Raw genomic sequence first — 19,213 nt, forward strand, 5'->3', positions numbered from 1 at the left:
CTATGCCAGCCGGTCGGGTCGGCGCAACGCGTTCATGTGGCCCAGTTTCGTGCGCATCGGCCCCGAGGCCGTGCGCCTTGTGCAAGGGGAAGAAGGGACAGAAACCGTGTCGGGCCTGTCCTCGCCCAAACGCTATCTTTGGGACAGCGTTGCGGTGCAACAGGATTGGCGTTTCCACAACCATATGGACCCCAACAACCTGCCCAAGCCCGTGCGCTCGGCCATGCGCCACCTCAACGAGGCCGGCGATGTGATGAAACAGGTCCGGTACGAGGAAGAGCAGCGCCTGCGCAAACGCGGTGAGACGCCGAGTACGCCAGCCATCCGGCCCCGGTTCTCGCGGTCGTCCATGTTCGGGTTCATGATGGGCGAGATTATCGCCCACGCCCTTATTCAGATCAATGACCCCGAATCCCGCTCGCGGCGCGCGCAATCCGACCTGCCTCGGCGGCTCAACCGCATCATTCTCAGCCTGCCCACGGCGACCCCGATCAAGGAACAGGCGATCATCCGGTCGCGCACCCAAGGCGCGCTTGGCCTGATCTGGGAACAGTTGGGGCTGGAAAAGGCGCAAAAACCCTACTCGATCAAGCCCGATGTGATGGTCGACTGGGACGAGGCATCGTGCACTCAGCTGGTCTATCTCTACAGCGAGCTGACCCAGAAATTTGACGGGCGCATCGACACATTCCTGACCCTCAAGGGGCGGCCGCGGCCTGGCCCATCGGGCGCGGATGAACCGTCGCTGCGGCTGGCGAGCATCGACGTGGGGGGCGGCACAACCGACCTCATGATCACCACCTATCGCAGTGAGGCCAACCGGGTCCTGCACCCCGAACAGACCTTCCGCGAAGGGTTCCGCGTGGCAGGTGACGACCTGATGCAGCGGGTGGTCAGCGCCATCGTGATCCCCCGCATTCAGGAATCCATCGAGGCGGCAGGCGGTGTTTATGTTGGTGAAAAGCTGCGCGAGCTTTTTGGCGGCGATATCGGCGGACAGGATCAGCAGGCGGTGCAACGGCGTCGGCAATTCTCGTTGCGCGTCCTGATGCCCCTAGCCGAAGCGACGCTGGCCCATTGCGAAACCTCTGAGGAATTTGACCGGTTTGAGCTGCCGGTGGCGCGTATTCTGGGTCTGCCCGAGCCGGTTGAGCCATCCGAGGATGGCGAAGAGGCGACCACGCCCACGGCGGATGAAACCGCACCGCAAATCGGGGCCGAAATCCTGTCCTATGTGGAAGATGCGGCGCGTGCGCTCGGTGCTGAAAACTGGCAGATGACCGATCTGGTGCTGGCCGCCTCGCGCGAGGATGTGGATGCGATCAGCCGCGAAGTGTTCCAACGGGTGCTGGGCAACATGTCCGAGGTCATCGACCATCTGGGTGTTGATGTTGTCTTGCTGACGGGGCGGCCCTCGCGCCTGCCGGCGATCCGCTCGATCGTCGAGGAAATGCTCGTGGTGCCGCCGCATCGCCTGATCTCAATGCACAACTACAAAACGGGGCGCTGGTATCCATTCCGCGATCCGGTGACGCAAAAAATCGGCGATCCGAAATCCACGGTGGCGGTTGGCGGTATGCTGATTGCCCTTTCGGAAAACCGTATCCCGAATTTCAAGGTAACAACCGGCGCCTTCCAAATGCGGTCAACGGCGCGGTTTGTGGGCGAAATGGACATAAACGGTCAAATCCCGGACGAACGGATTCTGTTCTCTGACGTTGATCTGGATGCGGGCAACACTGGCAATGATACGGCCCTCGTGAACCTTTATTCGCCGGTCTATATCGGATCGCGGCAATTGCCGCTGGAACGCTGGACAACCACGCCGCTGTTCCGTCTGGATTTTGCCGACAGCGGCAATCGTTCGCGTCCGCTGCCGATCAAGGTCGAACTGCGCAAGACCGATTTCGACGACAGCGACGGTGAGACCAGCGAAGACAAGCTGCGCCGCGAATCCATGCGCGAGGCCTTTGAGATCGACCAGGTCGAGGACGGCGAAGGCGGGGCCATGAAATCAAGCGATGTTGTGCTCAAGCTGCACACGCTTGGCTTTGAGGATGAATACTGGATCGACACCGGGGTGTTTCAGATCTGATGACGTGGGGATGTAAATGAGCCAGGAAGACACATTATCGGGTCGCTGCAGCGACGTGGCACGCCTGTCGCGGGCCGCTTTGGATTGGATCAACGACCCGGAGAATGAACAGACCGTGTCGGGGCGTGCAGGTCACCTGCCCAAAATGCTGCGCAAAAGCGCGCGACGCGCAGAGCGCTTGGGCCGCGCGGCAAAGACCAAGATGAGCATCAGCGTCTTCGGTCCTTCGCAGGCGGGCAAGTCTTTCCTCGTGTCGGTGTTGGCGCGTCCCAGCGAGGGACGTCTTGTGGCCGATTTCAACGGCCCCGGTGGCAAGCTGGATTACATCAGCCAGGTCAACCCGGCAGGCGACGGCGAATCCACCGGTCTCGTGACCCGGTTCACGATGAGCCGGAACAAGACGCCCGAGGGCTTTCCCATCCAGTTGAACCTTCTGACAGAGGCCGATATCGCGCGGACCCTGATCAACAGCTTTTACGAAGATGGCGACCTGTCCGAAGAACCCCCCTCGCCTGAAACACTGACCGCCCATTTCGCGGCGCATTCGGGCAAGGCACAGGCAACCGAAACCGGGGGGCTGGACTATGAAGAGGTCTTTGAGATTGCCGATTACGTCCAGAAATGGGTGACCAAGTCATCTTATGCCTTCAACCTTGCGGGCTTCTGGGACGAGGCGGCCGAACTTGCCCCGCGCATGACGCCAGAGGATCGTGGCCAGTTCCTGTCGATCCTTTGGGGCGGCTACGAGCCGCTCACCGACCTCTACATTAAACTGTCCAAAGCGCTGGCTTCCATATCTCATGCCGAGGTGATCTATACCGCTCTCGACAGCTTGCAACCGCGCGAAACCTCGATCATCGACGTGAACACGCTCGACGGCCTTTTTGGGCCCGAGAACGAGGATATGCTGCAGCTTCAGACGGCAGCGGGCCAAAAGGGGCAGCTGAACCGCGCCGTGGTGACCGCGCTGGCAGCCGAACTTGTGTTCCCGATGGAGGAAGCGCCCTCGGACTTTTTCCATGAAACCGACCTGTTGGATTTCCCCGGTGCGCGCAACCGGTTCGAGGCCCCGCTCAGCGTCACGCTGCGCAACCCCGAAGAGGCCGTGACCAACATGCTTTTGCGCGGCAAGGTGGCCTATCTCTTTGACCGCTACGTGTCGAACCAGGAAATCACGTCCATGCTGCTTTGTGTGCCGGACAGCAACATGGAAACGCTCAGCCTGCCTGGGTTGGTGGAACAGTGGATCGACCTGACTCACGGCTCCACCCCTGAAGAGCGGGCCAAGAACGACTGCATCCTGTTCTTTGTCATGACGAAATTCGACAAACACCTGATCGACAGCGCTGGCCAGACCGGCGGCGTCGACACCGAACGGTTTGAACGGCGCATGGACGCGTCCCTGATCAAGGGCTTTGGCAAAGTCGCGACATCCTGGGTGCACAAATGGGCAGGCAGTGAGCCGTTCAAAAACTGCTATTGGTTGCGCAACCCCTATTACCCGATCGAGGCACTGATCAAATACGAGAACGAGCGTGAAACCGAGGTGTTGCCCGACAAGGTGCAGCGCGTGGCCGAGCTGAAGGAAAGCTGTCTGACCGCCGAACCGGTGCAACGCCATTTTAAAGACCCGGAGCGCGCCTGGGAGGCGGCCCTTGGCCTGAATGATGGCGGTGTGAGCTATCTGATCGAAGAGCTCACCAAAGTCTGCAAACCCGAAAGCAAGCTGCGCCAGATCAGCACCCAGATCGAGGCGGTTGCCCACAAGCTCCACCAGGAGATGGGGCAGTTCTATGTCTCGGACGATGTGGAAAAGCGGATCGAGGAAAAGCGCCTGGCTGCGGGTGAAATCATCGACGGGCTGGAAGTGACCCTGTCCCATCACCGCTTTGGTGCGTTCATGAATGCACTGTCGGTGGATCAGGACGCCATTCAGGACCGGATTTCGCGGGTGCCCTCGTCAGTCAGAATTACAAATGCCGTCGCCAAGGAGGTGCCAAAGCCATCTGCGGCGGCCACAACGCCGGGCCCGGCACGCCCCGGCGCGCCCTTGCGCCCGGGCAGGCCCGCACGGCCAACTGCCGCTGCGGCAGCAGCACCCGAGCCCAAGCAAGAGGCCGAAGTGCAAAGCCCTGCGGCAAAGTCGATCCGCACCATGACGCCTGAGGCTTTTCAGGCTGATACCGCTATTTCCGTTTGGATTGAAGGGCTTGAACGATTCCGCGCCGATGAGGATCGCCTGGCGATCTTCCAGCTGAACGGTGAAACCGGGGGCACGCTGGTCAACGAGATCGTGCATGGGTTCACACGCGTGGACGTGCGCGAAAGCATCATGGAGATGCTCACCGGCATTTCTTACGGGCTGACGGTCGACAAACAGGCCCCCTCTGCGGCTATCGTGTGTTCGGAGCGGATTAATAATTTTGTCACTACACTTGGCGCCCGCGAGATGGTTAACGGGACCCCACTGATGATCGACCTTGGCAATGGCGAAAGCCGCGCTGCGTTTGAACATCGGCAAGGGGCCGACAGTGCGGCAAGCCTGCCCGAAATGCCCCGCCCTGCGGCGGCGGATACATGGACGGATTGGGTTTTTGCGCTCGACACGCTCTTTGTCGAGAACGCCAAGGATGGTGAGGCAGGAACGGTTAACATCGAACAGAACATCCGGCTGGGTAGCGTCCTGGGTGAGCTGTCGCCAACAACGGGGTAATACGACGTGCTCTCTATCACGCCAGATCCAAAGCGCCCACGCGGTGGTTTTGCCGAGCTCAAGATTGACGGCGCGCAGGCCAGCGGCGATCCGGTTACCCTTTCGATCTACAACAGCTATCAGCAAAAGTGGCTCGGCCCCGAAGGCTGGCAACCTGGCAAGGCCGATCTGGCAGCCCGCAGTGCGCGGCAAGAGGGCGGCACACTTGTCCTTATTCTCGGCCCCGACATCGTCAACCAGATCGAAGAAGACACACCCATCCGTATCGAAATGGGCGGCGAGGGCTGGGACACCTATTGGCCCGATGACATCAACGCGGGCCCAGACGAGGCGGTTGTGGGCGAGATCGGCGGCACCGGCCTGGCCCCTGACGTCAAAAAGCCGACGGTCGTCAAGGAACTCGATCCCGATCCGATCGAAGAGGAGGAAGAGGACACAGGGTCCGCAACCACCCTCGAAGAGGACATGCCGGAGGACGACCTCGACGAGATCATTGACGGCGAAGACGAGTACGAGGAAGAGCCGCGCCGCAAATCGCGCCTGCCCGAACTCCTTGGCGGTCTTGTCCTGCTCGCAATTATCGCGGTGGCCCTGTTCTTTTTCCTGCTCAAACCCGCGGAAGAGGTGGCGACACCTGCCCCTGCACCCACGCCCCCTGCCCCTGCGCCGGTCGTGGCCCAGGGCACCTGCGGCATGGACACGCTCAGCGCCGCGCAAGGTGACGGCTTCGGCGCGCTGGCGGATAAAATCCGTGGCTGTGGCGGCGATTTGTCGGCGGATAACGCGCTCAGCCTTGTGGAACAGGCAACAGCGGCCAACGACCCTGCGGCCCTCGACCTTTTTGGCGTGCTTTATGACAGCACCGTCACGGATGAGGCGATCGAAGGGACCATCGGGCTGACCTTTTCCGACAACCCTGCACGGGCGGCCGACTATTATGCGCGCGCCGTCGCGGCAGGATCCACCGATGCGCCTGCCCGTTTGCAGGCCGTGTGCCGCAGGCTGCTGCTGAAATCCGACACGCTGTCACAAAGTGCCCGCGACGAACACTGCTCCTAACCTGAGAAAGCGCGCCCCATGACATTCGCATTGACCCGGCCCCTGATTGCCCTGACCACGATGCTGATCATCTGCGCCACGGCGCTTGTGGCGCAACAGCGGCGGCCCTTGCTGCTGGAAAACACCTCGTCCATCTACGAACGGGTCCTGACCCGCCCAGGGGCCGTACAGCACAGCGCCCCCGACGGCGCCGCCACCGGAACGTATCCCGCATTCCAACCACTTTATGTCTTTGCGCGCCAGAATGACTGGATCGAGGTTGGCCCCAGCCCCAATGCCCCGCCCGAAGGGTGGGTCAAGGAGCCCGGCACCGTGCAGTGGAAACAGAACATCGTGGGTGCCTTCACCAATTCCGCCGGGCGCAGCCGCCAGTTGCTTTTTGACACCCAAGGCAACCTGGAATGGCTGATGAATCACGAGGCGGTGCGCGATGTGCAGGAACGCATGGTTGCCGAGGCCAGCGCAGGCGTGATCGGCGGCGAACGGGGCACCGTGTCTGTCGAGCCTGCCGAGTTTGTGAACATCCGCGATGACCTCTACCTGATGCCGATCCTCGAATTTACCGAAGGGCTGCATCCGCTCACCTATGACGAGATCCTGATGATGCAGGTGGCGTCAGTTCCGAAACAGGCAGCCCAAGCGCAGACCCTGGACAGTGACGAGACCGACCCGTTTGACGTGGGCATCGTGCTGGTCCTCGACACAACCCAATCCATGGAAAATTACATCGCCCTGACCCAACGCGTGTTGCAAGGCACCGTGCGTCAGATCCAGAACACCGAAATTGGCGAGTTGGTGAACTTCGGCGCAATCGGATTTCGCGACAATGTGGATGCGGCCCCCGGCCTGGAATACCGTACCAAAACCCTGATCGGGCTGGAACGACGTCAAGACCAGACCCCTGTGATCACCGCACTTGGCAATGCAGTGAACGTGGCCGACGTGAACTCCCCCGGCTTTAACGAAGACAGCCTTGCCGGCGTCGAAGATGCCATCGACACCATCGACTGGGATCAATTGCAGGGCGACGGTGACAAGATCGACGCCCGCTATGTGATCCTGGTGACCGATGCGGGCCCCAAGGATCCGCGCGACCCCAACGCCCGTTCCGAAATTGGCGCTGTTGAGCTTCAGCAAGACGCCGAGGGGCGCAACATCGTTGTGATGACGCTGCACCTAAAGACGCCCAATGGGGCCGGCAACCATGCCTATGCAGCGGGCAAATATCGGCAATTGTCCCGCTTTGCAGGGCGCGAGTTCTATTTCCCCATCGAGGGTGGTTCTGAACCCGCATTCGAAGGAGTTGTAACCCGCCTTGTCACTGCTTTGACAGACCATGTGCGCACCGCACGGGGCGAGGCGACCCTGCTCAACCCCGAAGAAGCGGGCGACGATCTGGTCGAACTGGGCCGGGCCATGCAACTGGCCTGGCTGGGGTCGCAACGCGGCACCCAGGCCCCCGATGTGATCAAGGGCTGGCTTTCGAACAAGGCAGTCGAGGATCCAAGCCGCCTGGCCATTGAGCCGCGCCTGTTGGTGACCAAGAACGAGATGGCCAGCATGGCCGAGTTCCTCGACAATCTGGTCCGCATCGGGGAAACGGCGCAATCTTCGCAGCAATCGCTTGATTTCTTTGGACAAGTGCGGGGGCTGATCGCGGATATGGCGCAAAACCCTGACCTTCTGATCAACGCCAATGCCGATACGCTGGGCGGCGCGATGGAGTTCCTTGATCGCCTGCCCTACCAAAGTCAGATCCTCGACATGTCAGAACAACGCTGGGCCGAAAGCGCAATGATGCGGCGCAGCCTGATCGACGGGATGCGCCAGAAACTGACGCAATACCGCAAATGGCTGTTCGACAGCTCGGTCTGGACCGAACTCTACGAGGGGTCACCCGACGGCGAATATGTGTTTGCCATGCCCTTTGACGTGCTGCCCTAAGCCATGGGCCTGCAGCTATCCCTGCAACAGGTCCAGGTCTGGCTTGCCGATCGCGAAAGGCGCTTTACCCTCGACGTGCCGGAGCTGAGCATCGCCTCGGGCGAGGCCATCGGCCTCACCGGGCCCAGCGGGACGGGCAAGACGCTGCTGTTGGAATTGCTTGGGCTGTTGCGCAGGCCCAGTGCGGCGGACACCTTTCAGGTCACCTCGGAGGACGGCGAGATGAACCTCGCTGAAGTCTGGACACGCGCCGATACCTCGCCCGCTGAGGTGCGCGCGCAGCTTTTCGGTTTTGTTCCGCAAAGCGGTGGCTTGCTGCCCTTTTTGAATGTGGCCGAGAATATCGCCCTGTCGGGGCGGATCGCGGGGCGTAGCCATCCCGAGTGGCAAGCGACGCTCATTGACCAACTGGGCCTGGGCGATGTGCAACGGCTGCATCCCCCGGCACTGTCCATTGGCCAGCGCCAGCGCGTGGCCATCGCCCGGGCACTGGCCCACAAACCCGCCTTTGTGATTGCGGACGAACCCACCGCCGCCCTTGACCCCGATGTGGCAGCCACGGCCATGGGTCTGTTGATCGACAATGCCGTGACGGGGGGCAGCGGCGTGATCATCTCGTCCCACGACCTGACATTGCTCAACCAATTCGCGCTGCGCCGCGTCGCACTCAGCCTGATCAGCGCACCGGGCGCGCCCGACGCCCTGAGCCGCCTGGCGGAACAGGAGGCCCCATGACCCTTCTCTTTGATCTGGCCATGCGCGACCTCTGGCGCCAACGCATTCACCTGATTTGCAACGTGGCCATCCTGGCAGGCGTGCTGGTGCCGCTCATGGTGGTCTTTGGCGTCAAGAACGGCGTCTATGATGCCCTGATCGGCGAGTTGATCAATGATCCGGGTACATTGCGGATCGAAACCACAGGCAACAGCGCTTTTACCCAAGCCGATGTGGACGAGGTGCGCGGTTGGGCCGAAACCGGGTTTGCCACGGCCAAGACCCGCAGCGTCTTTGATTTTGTCAATGTGCGGCTGGCGGGGGTGAACAAGAAACGCGACGCGATCCTTGTGCCCTCAGGCACGGGCGATCCGACCCTGCCCAAAGACCTGGCGCTTGGCCCCCAAGAGGCCGTCGTCAGCGCCAATCTTGCCCGCCAGCTTGATATTTCCGAAGGCAACGACATCCAGATCTTTACACAGGCCACAGAACGGCCAAGGCAATTGATGCTGCCTCTCACGGTGGTTGCGGTGCTGCCAGACGCGCGGCTGTCGGGGCGGTCGATCCTCGCTGATATCGCGGTACTGGATCTGGTCGAGGCGTTTTACGACGAATACGCCCTGCCCGATCATGGCATCACCGAAGGGCGCGACATCGCCACCCGGTCGCCCGAGTTCGAAGGGATGCGCATTTTTGCCCGAGAACTGACCACTTTGGCCGCGCTGCAATCGCGGTTGGAAACCCGGTTCGGGGTCCAAACAGAGGCGCGCACCGGCGAGGTCAGCGGCATACTGAACCTGGGCCAGAACCTCAACCTCGCGCTGTTGCTCACGGCGGGGGTGGCCAGCCTCGGGTTGTCGGCCGCCCTGCTCTTTGGGTTCTGGGGCGAGGTGGCGCGCAAACGGCAAACGCTGGCCGCATTGGCATTGCTGGGGATCGGGCCGGAACGGTTGTGGGTCTTCCCCGTGCTTCAGGCTCTGGTGTCGGGCGTTATCGGGCTGGTGGTCAGCTTTATGCTTTTCTTCGTCGCCGGGGCCATCGCCGAACAGATGTTCAACAGCGCGCTGACCGCCGAAGGGGGTCTTGTGGTGCTGACAGTCCTGCAAGGGCTGGCAATCACCGCCGTCACCTTGGGTTTCGTGGCCGCCGCGTCCTTTTTTGCCGCCCGCAGCGCTGCGCAGGTCGACCCGGCGGATGTGCTGCGCGAAGGGGCGACCTGACCCGGTTCAGGGACTGCTTTTGTGGGTGGGCATATCGCCAAACATCTCATCGGCACTGTCGATGGGAATGCGCTGGTCCCCCGGTGAAAAGCTCGCTGAAATATAGGGGCGCTTGCGTCCGCCGCCCGGTTTGTCCGCCGTCTCGACCAGCGAATGCAAAACAATGGGCTGGCCCATGAAATCGGCAAACTGACCCACTGGGGCCTCGCCTTGGTTGGGCACCGATTCCCAATGCTTCAACACGTCACGCGCAGTCACGACGACCCGGGACGCAAGCAAGGTCGTGCCGATAAAGTCGCCATTGGTAGAAGGGTTCGTGGTGCCCCGAAACGTGGCGTTGGGGACGAGGGCGCGCAGGGCCGCATTGGCCATAGGCTGCCAGATATCATGATCCGTTCCAATCAGGATGCCGCCGCCCTGTTCGGACAAGGCATAGATCTGGTTCATCAATAGGCCTGCGCTTGACCCATTGACGCCGGGAAATTTTGTTGTGGGATTATGGGTCAGATTGCGGATCGCAAAAGAACCATCCAGCATCAGGGCCCGCCGCCCCGACCCGTAAAACTGCTGAAGCGAGGCTACATCAGCCGGGCCCATGGGGTTCGCCTTGCCCGTCATATCCAGGATCAGGATATCGAACTGGCCTGCGGATAACTCTTTGGACAGTCCACCGCGCGACGTGTTGCGCCGGTAGGTGACATTGAAGGCCGTCCCGCCCGCGTAATTGTTCACGTAATCGGCCATCTTCTTGCGATGACCAGTTGTGAACTCGCGCCCCACATCCGGCATGGCACTGAACCACAACACCCGGCGCGGATCTTTTTGGGCAAAACCGGGCGCGGCGTCGGCCACAAGCATCACAAAAGCCAAAATCATGGCCCAGGCAAATTTGAAAATCGGCACTGTCAAAATCTCCATCTCGTGATGTTTCAAGCTTAATTGGAAATACACGACTGTAAAATGATGAAAACTATCATCCGGAGTTGTTCGTCACCGCATTGACCGCCAATGGATAATCGGCAAACTGCAATTACCCTAAGTCGCGGCGCTATTTGATATGTCTTCTCGTTTTCTTTTTCCAACTTTGCTGGGCGCGCTTGCCCTGATGGGATTGGTCGGGATTTCGGCATATTTGATCCTGCAGGCCTGCGCATTGCCAATTTTGCAAGATCGGGTCTCGTCCTGCCGTACACCCCAGGCGATCAGCACAGCCGAAACACTTCAGGTGTCCACGCTGCGCAACACCGACCTGCAACGGAGGATCTTCGAGCTTGAGCGCGAGTTGGCCGCCCTGCAATGCGTCAAGGCACCCCCTGATCCCAATGCGCCCCTCACGCCCGAGGGGTGGGACAACCGCGATCTGGCAATGCTTTATGGCTGTTGGGACCTCGACAGTACATACCGCACCCGTGACGTGGACACCGGCACCATCCGCACCTACGCAGATTGGCAGATGTGTTTTGACCTCGAAGGAAACGGGACGCAAACCATGCGGGCCGACGACGGCACACTCTGCGAAGGTACGGTGCGCGGCGCATTTCAGGGCGAGGGCCTCAGCTTGATCGAGCCGGGCAATCTGGCCTGCGATGACGGTGGGTACATCCACCAGCGGCAGATTTCATGCGTCCCCGCCCCCCAAGGCCGGGCCACGTGCGACACGCTCCAGCCGGAAACAAGCGGCAAGGCCCAGGTCGGGTTTGCCCGCGCACCCAGCTAGGCTCAATCTTTCTTGCTCCGTTAAGGTCGTGGTGGCACACTCTGTCCAACCGAATACAGGATGGACTGTCATGGCGCTCAAAATCTCTGCTGCAACACTTGTCGCCAACGCCCGCGCCCGGATCAAAGAGGTCGCGACCGCGGACGCCATCGCCCTTGTGGATGACCCCGACACTGTGATCGTGGACATCCGCGATGTGCGCGAACGCCAGCGCAGCGGGTACATCCCCGGGTCAGTCCACGCGCCCCGCGGCATGATCGAATTTTGGGTCGACCCCGACAGCCCCTATCACAAGGAAGTCTTTGCCCAGCCGGGCAAGAATTACCTCTTTCACTGTGCCTCGGGCTGGCGGTCTGCCATCACCGTGGCCACCCTCCAGGACATGGGGTTCGAGGCCGCGCACCTGCGCGATGGGTTTGGCGATTGGGTGAAACAGGGCGGCCCGGTGGACCATCCCGACAGCGAGGGCAAGACATGACACCGGATATGACCAAACACCCCACCGTCACCCCGTTCTTCGATGACCGCTCCAACACGATATCCTATGTGGTGCAGGAACCGGATGGCCCGACCTGTGCCGTGATCGACGCGGTGATGGACATCAACTACGCCGCCGGCGCGCTCAATTTCGACGGGGCCGATGCGATCATCGCCCATATCACCGAAAATAACCTCACGCTCGAATGGATCATCGAAACCCACGTCCACGCCGATCACCTGTCGGGCGCGCCTTATATTCAGGACAAGCTAGGCGGCAAAATCGGGATCGGCGCCAAGATCACCGAAGTGCAGGACACTTTTGGCAAAGTCTTCAACGAGGGCACCGAGTTTCAGCGGGACGGCTCGCAATTCGATGCGCTATTTGAGGACAATGACACCTATCAGATCGGCGCGATGCAATGCTTTGCCATGCATACGCCCGGGCACACGCCCGCCTGCATGGTACATGTGATGGGGGACGCGGCCTTTGTAGGCGATACGCTTTTCATGCCCGATGGCGGCTCGGCCCGCGCGGATTTTCCGGGGGGCGACGCGGGCGAGCTGTATGACAGCATCATGCGGGTTCTGGCCCTGCCAGACGCCATGCGCCTCTTTATCTGCCACGACTACGGTCCCGGTGGACGGGCCATCGCCTGGGAAACCACCGTGGCCGAAGAGCGGGAAAAGAATATCCATGTGGGCGGCGGCAAGACCCGTGACGATTTCATCAAGTTCAGGACCGAACGCGACGCACAACTGGCCATGCCCAGCCTGATCATCCCCGCCCTGCAAGTGAACATGCGGGCCGGCGAAATCCCCCGCGACGACGCAGGCGACATGGCGCTCAAAGTGCCTTTGGGCAAACTCTGACCCTTCATTGTGCCGCCAAATATGCCACCCGGAGGGTCGCGCCCAACCTGTTATGCCCTTGCCAATCGAGGCACTTGGGCCAACACTCGCGCCCATGACCCTCAGCACCCGTATTGACGCCAAGCGCGACGACCTGATCGCGCTGACCCAGGCCCTGATCCGCATCCCGACGCTGAACCCGCCCGGCACGTATTATCACGATATTTGCGCGCTGCTCGACACGCGGCTCAAGGCACACGGGTTTCAGACGCAAATGATCCGCGCCCAAGGCACGCCAGGCGACAGCGACAAATACCCGCGCTGGAACCTCGTGGCGCGGCGGGAGGGGCCAAAAACTGGCGACTGCGTCCATTTCAACAGCCACCACGACGTGGTCGAGGTCGGCCACGGCTGGACCCGTGACCCGTTCGGCGGCGATGTCGATGGCGACAAGATCTATGGGCGGGGCGCTTGTGACATGAAGGGCGGGTTGGCCAGTTCCATCATCGCTGCCGAGGCGTTTGTCGAAGAGCACCCCGATTTTCAGGGCGCGGTCGAGATCAGCGCCACGGCAGACGAGGAATCCGGCGGCTATGGCGGTGTCGCCTATCTGGCCGAACAGGGTTTCTTTGAGCCTACTCGCGTGCAGCACGTGATTATCCCCGAACCGCTGAACAAAGACCGGATTTGCCTCGGCCACCGTGGCGGCTGGTGGGCCGAGATCGAGACCAAGGGCGAGATCGCCCACGGCTCCATGCCTTTCCTCGGCGATTGCGCCGTACGCCATATGGGGGCGGTGCTGGATCGGTTCGAGACCGAGCTTTTCCCCGCCATGGCCGCCCGCTTTACTGATATGCCCGTGGTCCCCGAAGGCGCGCGCCAATCCACGATGAACATCAACTCGGTCCATGGCGGCCAACCCGAACAGGCCGCCGACTACAACGGCCTGCCCGCCCATTGCGTGCCGGACAGCTGCCGAATCGTGATCGACCGGCGTTTTCTGGTTGAGGAAAATGTGGACGACGTGAAAGGCGAGGTTGTGGCCTTGCTTGAAGGGCTCAAAGCTTCGCGCGCCCGGTTTGACTACGAGATGCGCGAACTGAATGTTGTTCTGCCCTCCATGACCGACAAATCCGCCCCGGTGGTCGAAACGATCCATGCCGCCATCGAAGACGTGCTGGGAGTGGAGCCCGCCTATGTGGCCTCCCCCGGATCCTATGATCAAAAGCACATCGACCGGATCGGCAAGCTGCGCAACTGCATCGCCTATGGACCCGGAGAGCTGGAACTGGCGCACAAGCCCGACGAATGGGTCGGCATCACGGATATGCTCGACAGCGCCAAAGTCATGGGTCACGCCCTGCAAACCCTGCTCACCCGGCCCTGAGGGGGGCGTTTTCCGACACGGAAAACGGACCACCGCGCCGCACATGACCAAAGGACAAGCACCGCCGATGGCACAGACCGCCCTTGCAGAGCGCCCCTTTTAAGTGAAAGTTAGTGCCCAAATTGCACCGATGGAGAGATCACGATGCTCAAACACCTGACCACGACTGCCGCTGTGCTGGCCCTCAGCGCCACCACCCTCTGGGCCAAGACCGACATCACCGTCGCGTTGCAGCTGGAGCCGCCGCACCTTGATCCGACCTCTGCGGCCGCCGGTGCCATTGATTCCGTGCTCTATTCAAACGTGTTCGAGGGGCTGACCCGGTTCACCGGTGACGGCGCCATCGTGCCCGGTCTCGCTGAAAGCTGGGAAATCTCTGACGATGGTCTGACCTATACGTTCACCTTGCGCAGCGGCGTCACATTTCATGACGGCACCACGATGGACGCCGATGACGTGAAGTTCAGCCTCGACCGCATCCTCGCCGAGGACAGCGCCAACGCCCAAAAGGCGCTCTATGCCGCCATCAGCGGTGTCACAGTGAACGACCCTCAGACCGTCACGATCACCCTGTCCGAGCCCAACGGCAACATGCTCTTTAACCTCGCCTGGGGTGACGCCGTGATCGTGGCCCCCGAAAGCATCGAGGACATCAAACAGACCCCCATCGGCACCGGCCCTTTCAAATTTGACCTCTGGAACCAGGGCGACCGGATCGAGATGAGCAGCTATGACGGCTATTGGGGCAACGCCCCCGCCCTCGACAAGGCCACGTTCAAGTTCATCTCTGACCCCACCGCCGCCTTTGCCGCCGTGATGGCCGAGGATGTGGATGTATTCAGCGGCTTCCCCGCTCCTGAAAACCTGCCCCAGTTCGAAGCCGATCCCCGTTTCCAGGTCCTTGTCGGCTCCACCGAGGGCGAAACGATCCTGTCCACAAACAACAAGCAGGCCCCCTTTGACGACCTGCGCGTGCGTCAGGCCCTGGCCCACGCCATCGACCGCCAGGCGATCATCGATGGGGCCATGTTCGGCTATGGCACGCCGATCGGCACGCATTTCGCCCCGCACAACCCGGCCTATGTTGACTTCACCGGCAGTTCTGCCTTTGACCCGGCCAAGGCGCGCGCGCTGCTGGCCGAGGCGGGCCTTCCTGACGGGTTCGAAACGACGCTGCACCTGCCGCCCCCCTCTTACGCCCGTCGCGGCGGCGAGATCATCGCCGCCCAACTGGCAGAGGTGGGTATCACGGCGGAAATCATCAACGTGGAATGGGCCCAATGGCTGGAAACCGTATTTCGTGGCAAGGATTTCGGCCTGACGATCGTCAGCCACACCGAGCCGATGGATATCGGGATATACGCCAACCCCGACTACTACTTCCAATATGACAATGCCGATTTCCAAACGCTGATGGCTACACTGAACGCCACCACCGACCCCGATGCGCGGACAGCACTCATGGCTCAGGCGCAAGAGATCATCGCGGGCGACGCGGTCAACGGCTACCTCTTCCAACTGGCACAGCTTTCGGTCGCCAAGGCAGGCGTTCAAGGGCTCTGGACCAACGCGCCGACCCAGGCCACCGACCTCACAGGCGTCAGCTGGGCAGAGTGAAAACAGACAAAGGCGGGCGCACTCCGTCCGCCTTTTCTCTTCTTCAAAAATACTCAAAGACGGGCGGCAAACCACCCGCACCCAAAGGTTTGACTAAATCCCCGTAAGGCGCAGCTATTGGTGCGCCACCCCCCTCACTCCGGAGCGTATCGATGCAGATCCACAAGCCAGGCAGCCGCCCCTCGCAACGCGCCAACACGGAGTATTTCACCGGCACAGTCTGGCAAGACCCCATCATCATGGCGCCAGACCCTGCGCGCCTGCACGCGCTCACGGTCCATTTTGAGCCCGGCGCCCGCACCGCATGGCACACCCATCCGCTGGGTCAGACGTTGCATGTGACGCAAGGGGCCGGGCTGATCTGTCTGCGCGGCGAAAAACCAAGTGCCATCACGGCCGGCGACACGGTCTGGATTCCCGCGGGGATCGAGCATTGGCACGGCGCCGGTCCCGACACCCACATGACCCATATTGCGATGCAAGAGGTCCAGGACGGCAGCGCGGCAACCTGGCTCGAACTGGTCAGCGACACCGATTACAGCGCGTGAACCATCGCGCGCAGCGCGGGCCGGATCGGACCGCAGCGCGGGGCATCTGCCAAAGTGGTGAACCAATGCTCGGGCGGATTGCGCCCCCGCCGGTTCCCGTCAAAACGCAAGGCGCGCAGCACTTCCTCCGCTTCTGACCCCAAGCGATCCGGCACTTCGAAGCCGTTCAGCGCGCCCCAAACCCCGGTCCAAAGCCGCCCAACGGACCACGGATTATACCCGCCACCGCCCAAGACCAGCAGGCGCGGCGCCAGTCCCATCAGCGCGCGCACAACACCCCAATGGGCTTGGTTCGACAGGGATAGATGCGCCTGCGGGTCCTCTTCGACCCCATCCGCGCCGCATTGCAACACCACCGCGTCCGGGGCAAAGGACTCGACCCGGGGCAGGATCACCTCGTCTCGGATCAACGCCATTTCGTCATCATTCAACCCGCGCGGCACCGCCACATTGACCGTGCTGCCTGCGGCCCGCACGCCCGTGGCACCGGTGCGCGGCCACAGCCCGTCCTCATGTACCGAAATCATCAACACGTCAGTGTCTTCGGAAAAGGCGACCTCGACCCCATCGGGATGATGCGCATCAATATCCACATAAGCGACCCGTCGCGCGCCATTGCGGCGCAAGGACAGGATCGCCAGCACCGGATCGTTTAAATAGCAAAAGCCGCCTGCCCGATCCGGCATACCGTGATGCGTGCCGCCCGCCGGGTGGTAGACGACGCCACCATCGGCCAGCAGCTCTCCCGCCAGCAATGATCCCCCCGCCGCAGTGGCCGGGCGGCGATACATCTCGGGGAAAACCGGGTTGGACGGCGTGCCCAGGGCATGGCGCGCCCGCACGTCTTCGCTCACCGCTTGCGCCGCCTCCGCCGCATGCAGGGCGGCCACATATTCAGGAGTATGCCAATGGGTCAGCGCCCCGGGCTTGACCCGCGGGCTGGGCACATAGATTTCGGGCGGCAACCAGCCCATGGCCCGGCTCAGGTCCATAACGGTCGACACACGCGGCACCCGCAAGGGATGCCACGTGCCATATGTCGATCCACGATAGATCTCTGATCCGATGAAAAGGGGGCGCCGCATAAAATCCTATGTAACGGCCTGACCCGCAATGGCGAGGGCTGCTTGCAGATAACAAAGCGAAGCCGCAGCCGCAGCCACCGTCCGCAGCGTGTTCAAAGGGGTCCAGCGGGCCAGATAGTCGGCCCAGACCGTGGCCGGATCAGCGGCCCGATCGAGGCGGTTGTTCAGGGGCACATTGCCGACAATCGTGACGCCCACCACACCAAAGGCATAGATGACGCCTGCCGCGACAGCCCACAGGCTGCCGCCCGCCCAATACGCCCAGGCCGCCAACGCAAGGGCCAAAGGCCCCAACCCGATCAGCAAGGGCACAAAGCTGGATCGCAGGATCACCCGGTTGATTGACACCATGGCTGCGGCCCCTTCGGGCACAGCCCTGAGCGACCGCATGATGAAGTCAGAAAAACCGTAAAACACGCCCGCGACCAGACCACTGGCAAGGGACATCGCAATCATCACGCCCAGCATCACGCACCCCCCGCCATAGCGGCCCGCGCACCCATGCGCTGCGCCCGGTCCAGCCATTTGCCCACCTGCCCATCCTTGGCCAGCTTGACCGAGCCCAATTGCACGATCTTGCGCGGCGCGATGCCGCAAAATTTCAGAACCTGATTACGGATCACCCGGCGTCCGGGGCGCAGGTAAAGCAGGGTATCAAGCCAGGGCGGCGTATCCGAGGTGATGATCGCATCGCCCGTCCGACCCGACAACAGCTTGTCCCATTTGACCCCACGCTTGTGGTACTTGAAGGCAAAACCGGGCAGCAGCGCCATATCCAGCACCGCCTTGGCGCGGGACGGCATGGCACCCCACCAATAGGGATGCACGATCAGCACATGATCGGCCCACTGCATGTTGTCCTGCCAAGCTTGCAGATCGGGGGCAAGCGCCGGGGCCGATCCTTCCTTGTTCGGATCATAGCCCTCAAAGGCTTCGCTGAACTGCATGTCTGCCAGTGCCATTTCGCGCACTTCTGCCCCCTGGGTGCGGGCCCCATCGGCATAGCGTGCGGCCAGTGCCGCGTTCAATGATCCGTGTTTCGGGTGCGCGACCCAAATGAAAATGCGCTTGGCCATGAGGCTCTCCTTTCAAGGTTAATCAACTTGACACCGTGTCAATTGACAGCCTGTCAAGTAGGAGGTACTTTACATCATGTCAAGTGATTCATTGCCCACCCCGACCAGAATTTTGCAAGCCACCCTCACGCTGTTGGAAGCGCCGGGAGCCAAGCTGCCCACGATGTCCGACATTGCCCGCGCCTCCGGCGTCAGCAGGCAAGCCGTCTATCTGCACTACCCCAGCCGCACTGACCTGCTGGTGGCCGCAACCCGCTATCAGGACACGCAAAACGATGTGGATGCGGCACTGGCCGCCAGCCGCAACGCGCGGTCAGGGGCCGAACGGCTCGACGCTTTTGTCACCGCATGGGGCAATTACATCCCGAAAATCTATGGGGTGGCCCGCGCCATCCTGGCCGTCACCGACACCGATCCAGAGGCGGCTGCCGCCTGGAACACCCGTATGCAGGACATGCGCGAAGGCTGCCGTGCCGCGATAAGGGCGCTCGAAGACGATGGCACGTTGCCCCCCGGCACCGATCCAGAACAGGCCACCGATCTGCTCTGGACGATCCTGTCCGTCCGCACCTGGGAGAACCTGACGCAAACCTGCGGCTGGTCCCAGACCTGTTACCTCGACACTGTGCGAGGGCTGGCACTGGCCGCCCTGGCCCAGGATGTGGGCGCGCTCACAGACGTGCTTGCCTGTCCCGACCCGCCCGCCTAA

The 19,213-nt window shown here is 61.8% G+C and carries 17 protein-coding genes; 13 read left to right on the plus strand and 4 right to left on the minus strand.

Features of this window, described 5'->3' with window-relative positions; genetic code table 11:
- From Q1A44_RS20205 to Q1A44_RS20230, 6 genes are all read left to right on the plus strand, one after another.
- The coding region (locus Q1A44_RS20205) for a virulence factor SrfB (protein WP_299628886.1) at positions 1-2,095 on the plus strand (2,095 nt) is incomplete at its 5' end.
- Between the two features lie 16 nt (positions 2,096-2,111).
- Complete coding sequence (locus Q1A44_RS20210; protein WP_299628889.1) at positions 2,112-4,808, plus strand: virulence factor SrfC family protein; 2,697 nt, start codon at positions 2,112-2,114, stop codon at positions 4,806-4,808.
- A gap of 6 nt (positions 4,809-4,814) precedes the next feature.
- A complete protein-coding gene (locus Q1A44_RS20215) occupies positions 4,815-5,867 on the plus strand; it encodes a hypothetical protein (protein ID WP_299628893.1) in 1,053 nt (350 codons plus the stop codon).
- An 18-nt stretch (positions 5,868-5,885) separates the two neighbouring features.
- On the plus strand, positions 5,886-7,811 hold the full coding sequence (locus tag Q1A44_RS20220; protein WP_299628895.1) for a vWA domain-containing protein: 1,926 nt from the start codon (positions 5,886-5,888) through the stop codon (positions 7,809-7,811).
- 3 nt (positions 7,812-7,814) lie between these two features.
- Positions 7,815-8,546, plus strand: coding sequence for an ATP-binding cassette domain-containing protein (locus Q1A44_RS20225; RefSeq protein ID WP_299628897.1), 732 nt, complete (start codon positions 7,815-7,817; stop codon positions 8,544-8,546).
- Positions 8,543-9,745, plus strand: coding sequence for an ABC transporter permease (locus tag Q1A44_RS20230; RefSeq protein ID WP_299628899.1), 1,203 nt, complete (start codon positions 8,543-8,545; stop codon positions 9,743-9,745). The genes Q1A44_RS20225 and Q1A44_RS20230 overlap by 4 nt, the downstream gene beginning before the upstream one ends.
- A 6-nt stretch (positions 9,746-9,751) precedes the next feature.
- Here Q1A44_RS20230 and Q1A44_RS20235 read toward each other — a convergent pair whose 3' ends face one another.
- Positions 9,752-10,663, minus strand: coding sequence for a hypothetical protein (locus Q1A44_RS20235; RefSeq protein WP_299628901.1), 912 nt, complete (start codon positions 10,661-10,663; stop codon positions 9,752-9,754).
- Between the two features lie 139 nt (positions 10,664-10,802).
- Between Q1A44_RS20235 and Q1A44_RS20240 the strand changes: the two genes are divergently transcribed.
- From Q1A44_RS20240 to Q1A44_RS20265, 6 genes are all read left to right on the plus strand, one after another.
- On the plus strand, positions 10,803-11,462 hold the full coding sequence (locus tag Q1A44_RS20240; RefSeq protein ID WP_299628903.1) for a hypothetical protein: 660 nt from the start codon (positions 10,803-10,805) through the stop codon (positions 11,460-11,462).
- Positions 11,463-11,532: 70 nt separating this feature from the next.
- Positions 11,533-11,940 (plus strand): rhodanese-like domain-containing protein, encoded by a 408-nt coding sequence (locus Q1A44_RS20245; protein ID WP_299628905.1) that lies wholly within the window; start codon positions 11,533-11,535, stop codon positions 11,938-11,940.
- Entirely contained in the window at positions 11,937-12,812 is an 876-nt protein-coding gene (locus Q1A44_RS20250; RefSeq protein ID WP_299628907.1) for an MBL fold metallo-hydrolase, read from the plus strand. The genes Q1A44_RS20245 and Q1A44_RS20250 overlap by 4 nt, the downstream gene beginning before the upstream one ends.
- A 94-nt stretch (positions 12,813-12,906) precedes the next feature.
- Entirely contained in the window at positions 12,907-14,178 is a 1,272-nt protein-coding gene (locus Q1A44_RS20255) for an acetylornithine deacetylase/succinyl-diaminopimelate desuccinylase family protein (protein ID WP_299628909.1), read from the plus strand.
- A 144-nt stretch (positions 14,179-14,322) separates the two neighbouring features.
- Positions 14,323-15,795 carry an ABC transporter substrate-binding protein gene (locus Q1A44_RS20260; RefSeq protein WP_299628911.1) on the plus strand — a complete coding sequence of 491 codons (1,473 nt, stop codon included), beginning with the start codon at positions 14,323-14,325 and terminating at the stop codon, positions 15,793-15,795.
- 152 nt (positions 15,796-15,947) lie between these two features.
- Entirely contained in the window at positions 15,948-16,343 is a 396-nt protein-coding gene (locus Q1A44_RS20265) for a cupin domain-containing protein (protein WP_299628913.1), read from the plus strand.
- Here the strand turns inward: Q1A44_RS20265 and Q1A44_RS20270 are convergent.
- Genes Q1A44_RS20270 through Q1A44_RS20280 form a run of 3 tightly spaced genes read right to left on the minus strand, consistent with a single transcriptional unit; the run spans position 16,331 to position 18,504 of the window.
- Entirely contained in the window at positions 16,331-17,428 is a 1,098-nt protein-coding gene (locus Q1A44_RS20270) for an acetoin utilization protein AcuC (RefSeq protein WP_299628916.1), read from the minus strand. The two genes, Q1A44_RS20265 and Q1A44_RS20270, sit on opposite strands and share 13 nt — an antisense overlap.
- 6 nt (positions 17,429-17,434) lie before the next feature.
- Positions 17,435-17,896, minus strand: coding sequence for an anthrone oxygenase family protein (locus tag Q1A44_RS20275; protein ID WP_299628918.1), 462 nt, complete (start codon positions 17,894-17,896; stop codon positions 17,435-17,437).
- Positions 17,896-18,504, minus strand: coding sequence for an NAD(P)H-dependent oxidoreductase (locus Q1A44_RS20280; protein WP_299628920.1), 609 nt, complete (start codon positions 18,502-18,504; stop codon positions 17,896-17,898). Before Q1A44_RS20280 ends, Q1A44_RS20275 begins: the two co-directional genes overlap by 1 nt.
- 76 nt (positions 18,505-18,580) lie before the next feature.
- On the opposite strand from Q1A44_RS20280, the gene Q1A44_RS20285 reads away from it, so the two are divergent.
- Positions 18,581-19,213: a TetR/AcrR family transcriptional regulator gene (locus tag Q1A44_RS20285; protein WP_299628922.1), complete on the plus strand. Its 633-nt coding sequence runs from the start codon at positions 18,581-18,583 to the stop codon at positions 19,211-19,213.

This window comes from uncultured Tateyamaria sp., assembly GCF_947503705.1.
Classification (GTDB): Bacteria; Pseudomonadota; Alphaproteobacteria; order Rhodobacterales; family Rhodobacteraceae; genus Tateyamaria.

Coding starts and splice junctions, on each gene's coding strand:
- Q1A44_RS20210 (WP_299628889.1), top strand. CDS start 2,112: ATGAGCCAGGAAGACACATTATCGGGTCGCTGCAGCGACGTGGCACGC.
- Q1A44_RS20220 (WP_299628895.1), top strand. CDS start 5,886: ATGACATTCGCATTGACCCGGCCCCTGATTGCCCTGACCACGATGCTG.
- Q1A44_RS20225 (WP_299628897.1), top strand. CDS start 7,815: ATGGGCCTGCAGCTATCCCTGCAACAGGTCCAGGTCTGGCTTGCCGAT.
- Q1A44_RS20230 (WP_299628899.1), top strand. CDS start 8,543: ATGACCCTTCTCTTTGATCTGGCCATGCGCGACCTCTGGCGCCAACGC.
- Q1A44_RS20235 (WP_299628901.1), bottom strand. CDS start 10,663: ATGGAGATTTTGACAGTGCCGATTTTCAAATTTGCCTGGGCCATGATT.
- Q1A44_RS20240 (WP_299628903.1), top strand. CDS start 10,803: ATGTCTTCTCGTTTTCTTTTTCCAACTTTGCTGGGCGCGCTTGCCCTG.
- Q1A44_RS20245 (WP_299628905.1), top strand. CDS start 11,533: ATGGCGCTCAAAATCTCTGCTGCAACACTTGTCGCCAACGCCCGCGCC.
- Q1A44_RS20250 (WP_299628907.1), top strand. CDS start 11,937: ATGACACCGGATATGACCAAACACCCCACCGTCACCCCGTTCTTCGAT.
- Q1A44_RS20255 (WP_299628909.1), top strand. CDS start 12,907: ATGACCCTCAGCACCCGTATTGACGCCAAGCGCGACGACCTGATCGCG.
- Q1A44_RS20260 (WP_299628911.1), top strand. CDS start 14,323: ATGCTCAAACACCTGACCACGACTGCCGCTGTGCTGGCCCTCAGCGCC.
- Q1A44_RS20265 (WP_299628913.1), top strand. CDS start 15,948: ATGCAGATCCACAAGCCAGGCAGCCGCCCCTCGCAACGCGCCAACACG.
- Q1A44_RS20270 (WP_299628916.1), bottom strand. CDS start 17,428: ATGCGGCGCCCCCTTTTCATCGGATCAGAGATCTATCGTGGATCGACA.
- Q1A44_RS20275 (WP_299628918.1), bottom strand. CDS start 17,896: ATGCTGGGCGTGATGATTGCGATGTCCCTTGCCAGTGGTCTGGTCGCG.
- Q1A44_RS20280 (WP_299628920.1), bottom strand. CDS start 18,504: ATGGCCAAGCGCATTTTCATTTGGGTCGCGCACCCGAAACACGGATCA.
- Q1A44_RS20285 (WP_299628922.1), top strand. CDS start 18,581: ATGTCAAGTGATTCATTGCCCACCCCGACCAGAATTTTGCAAGCCACC.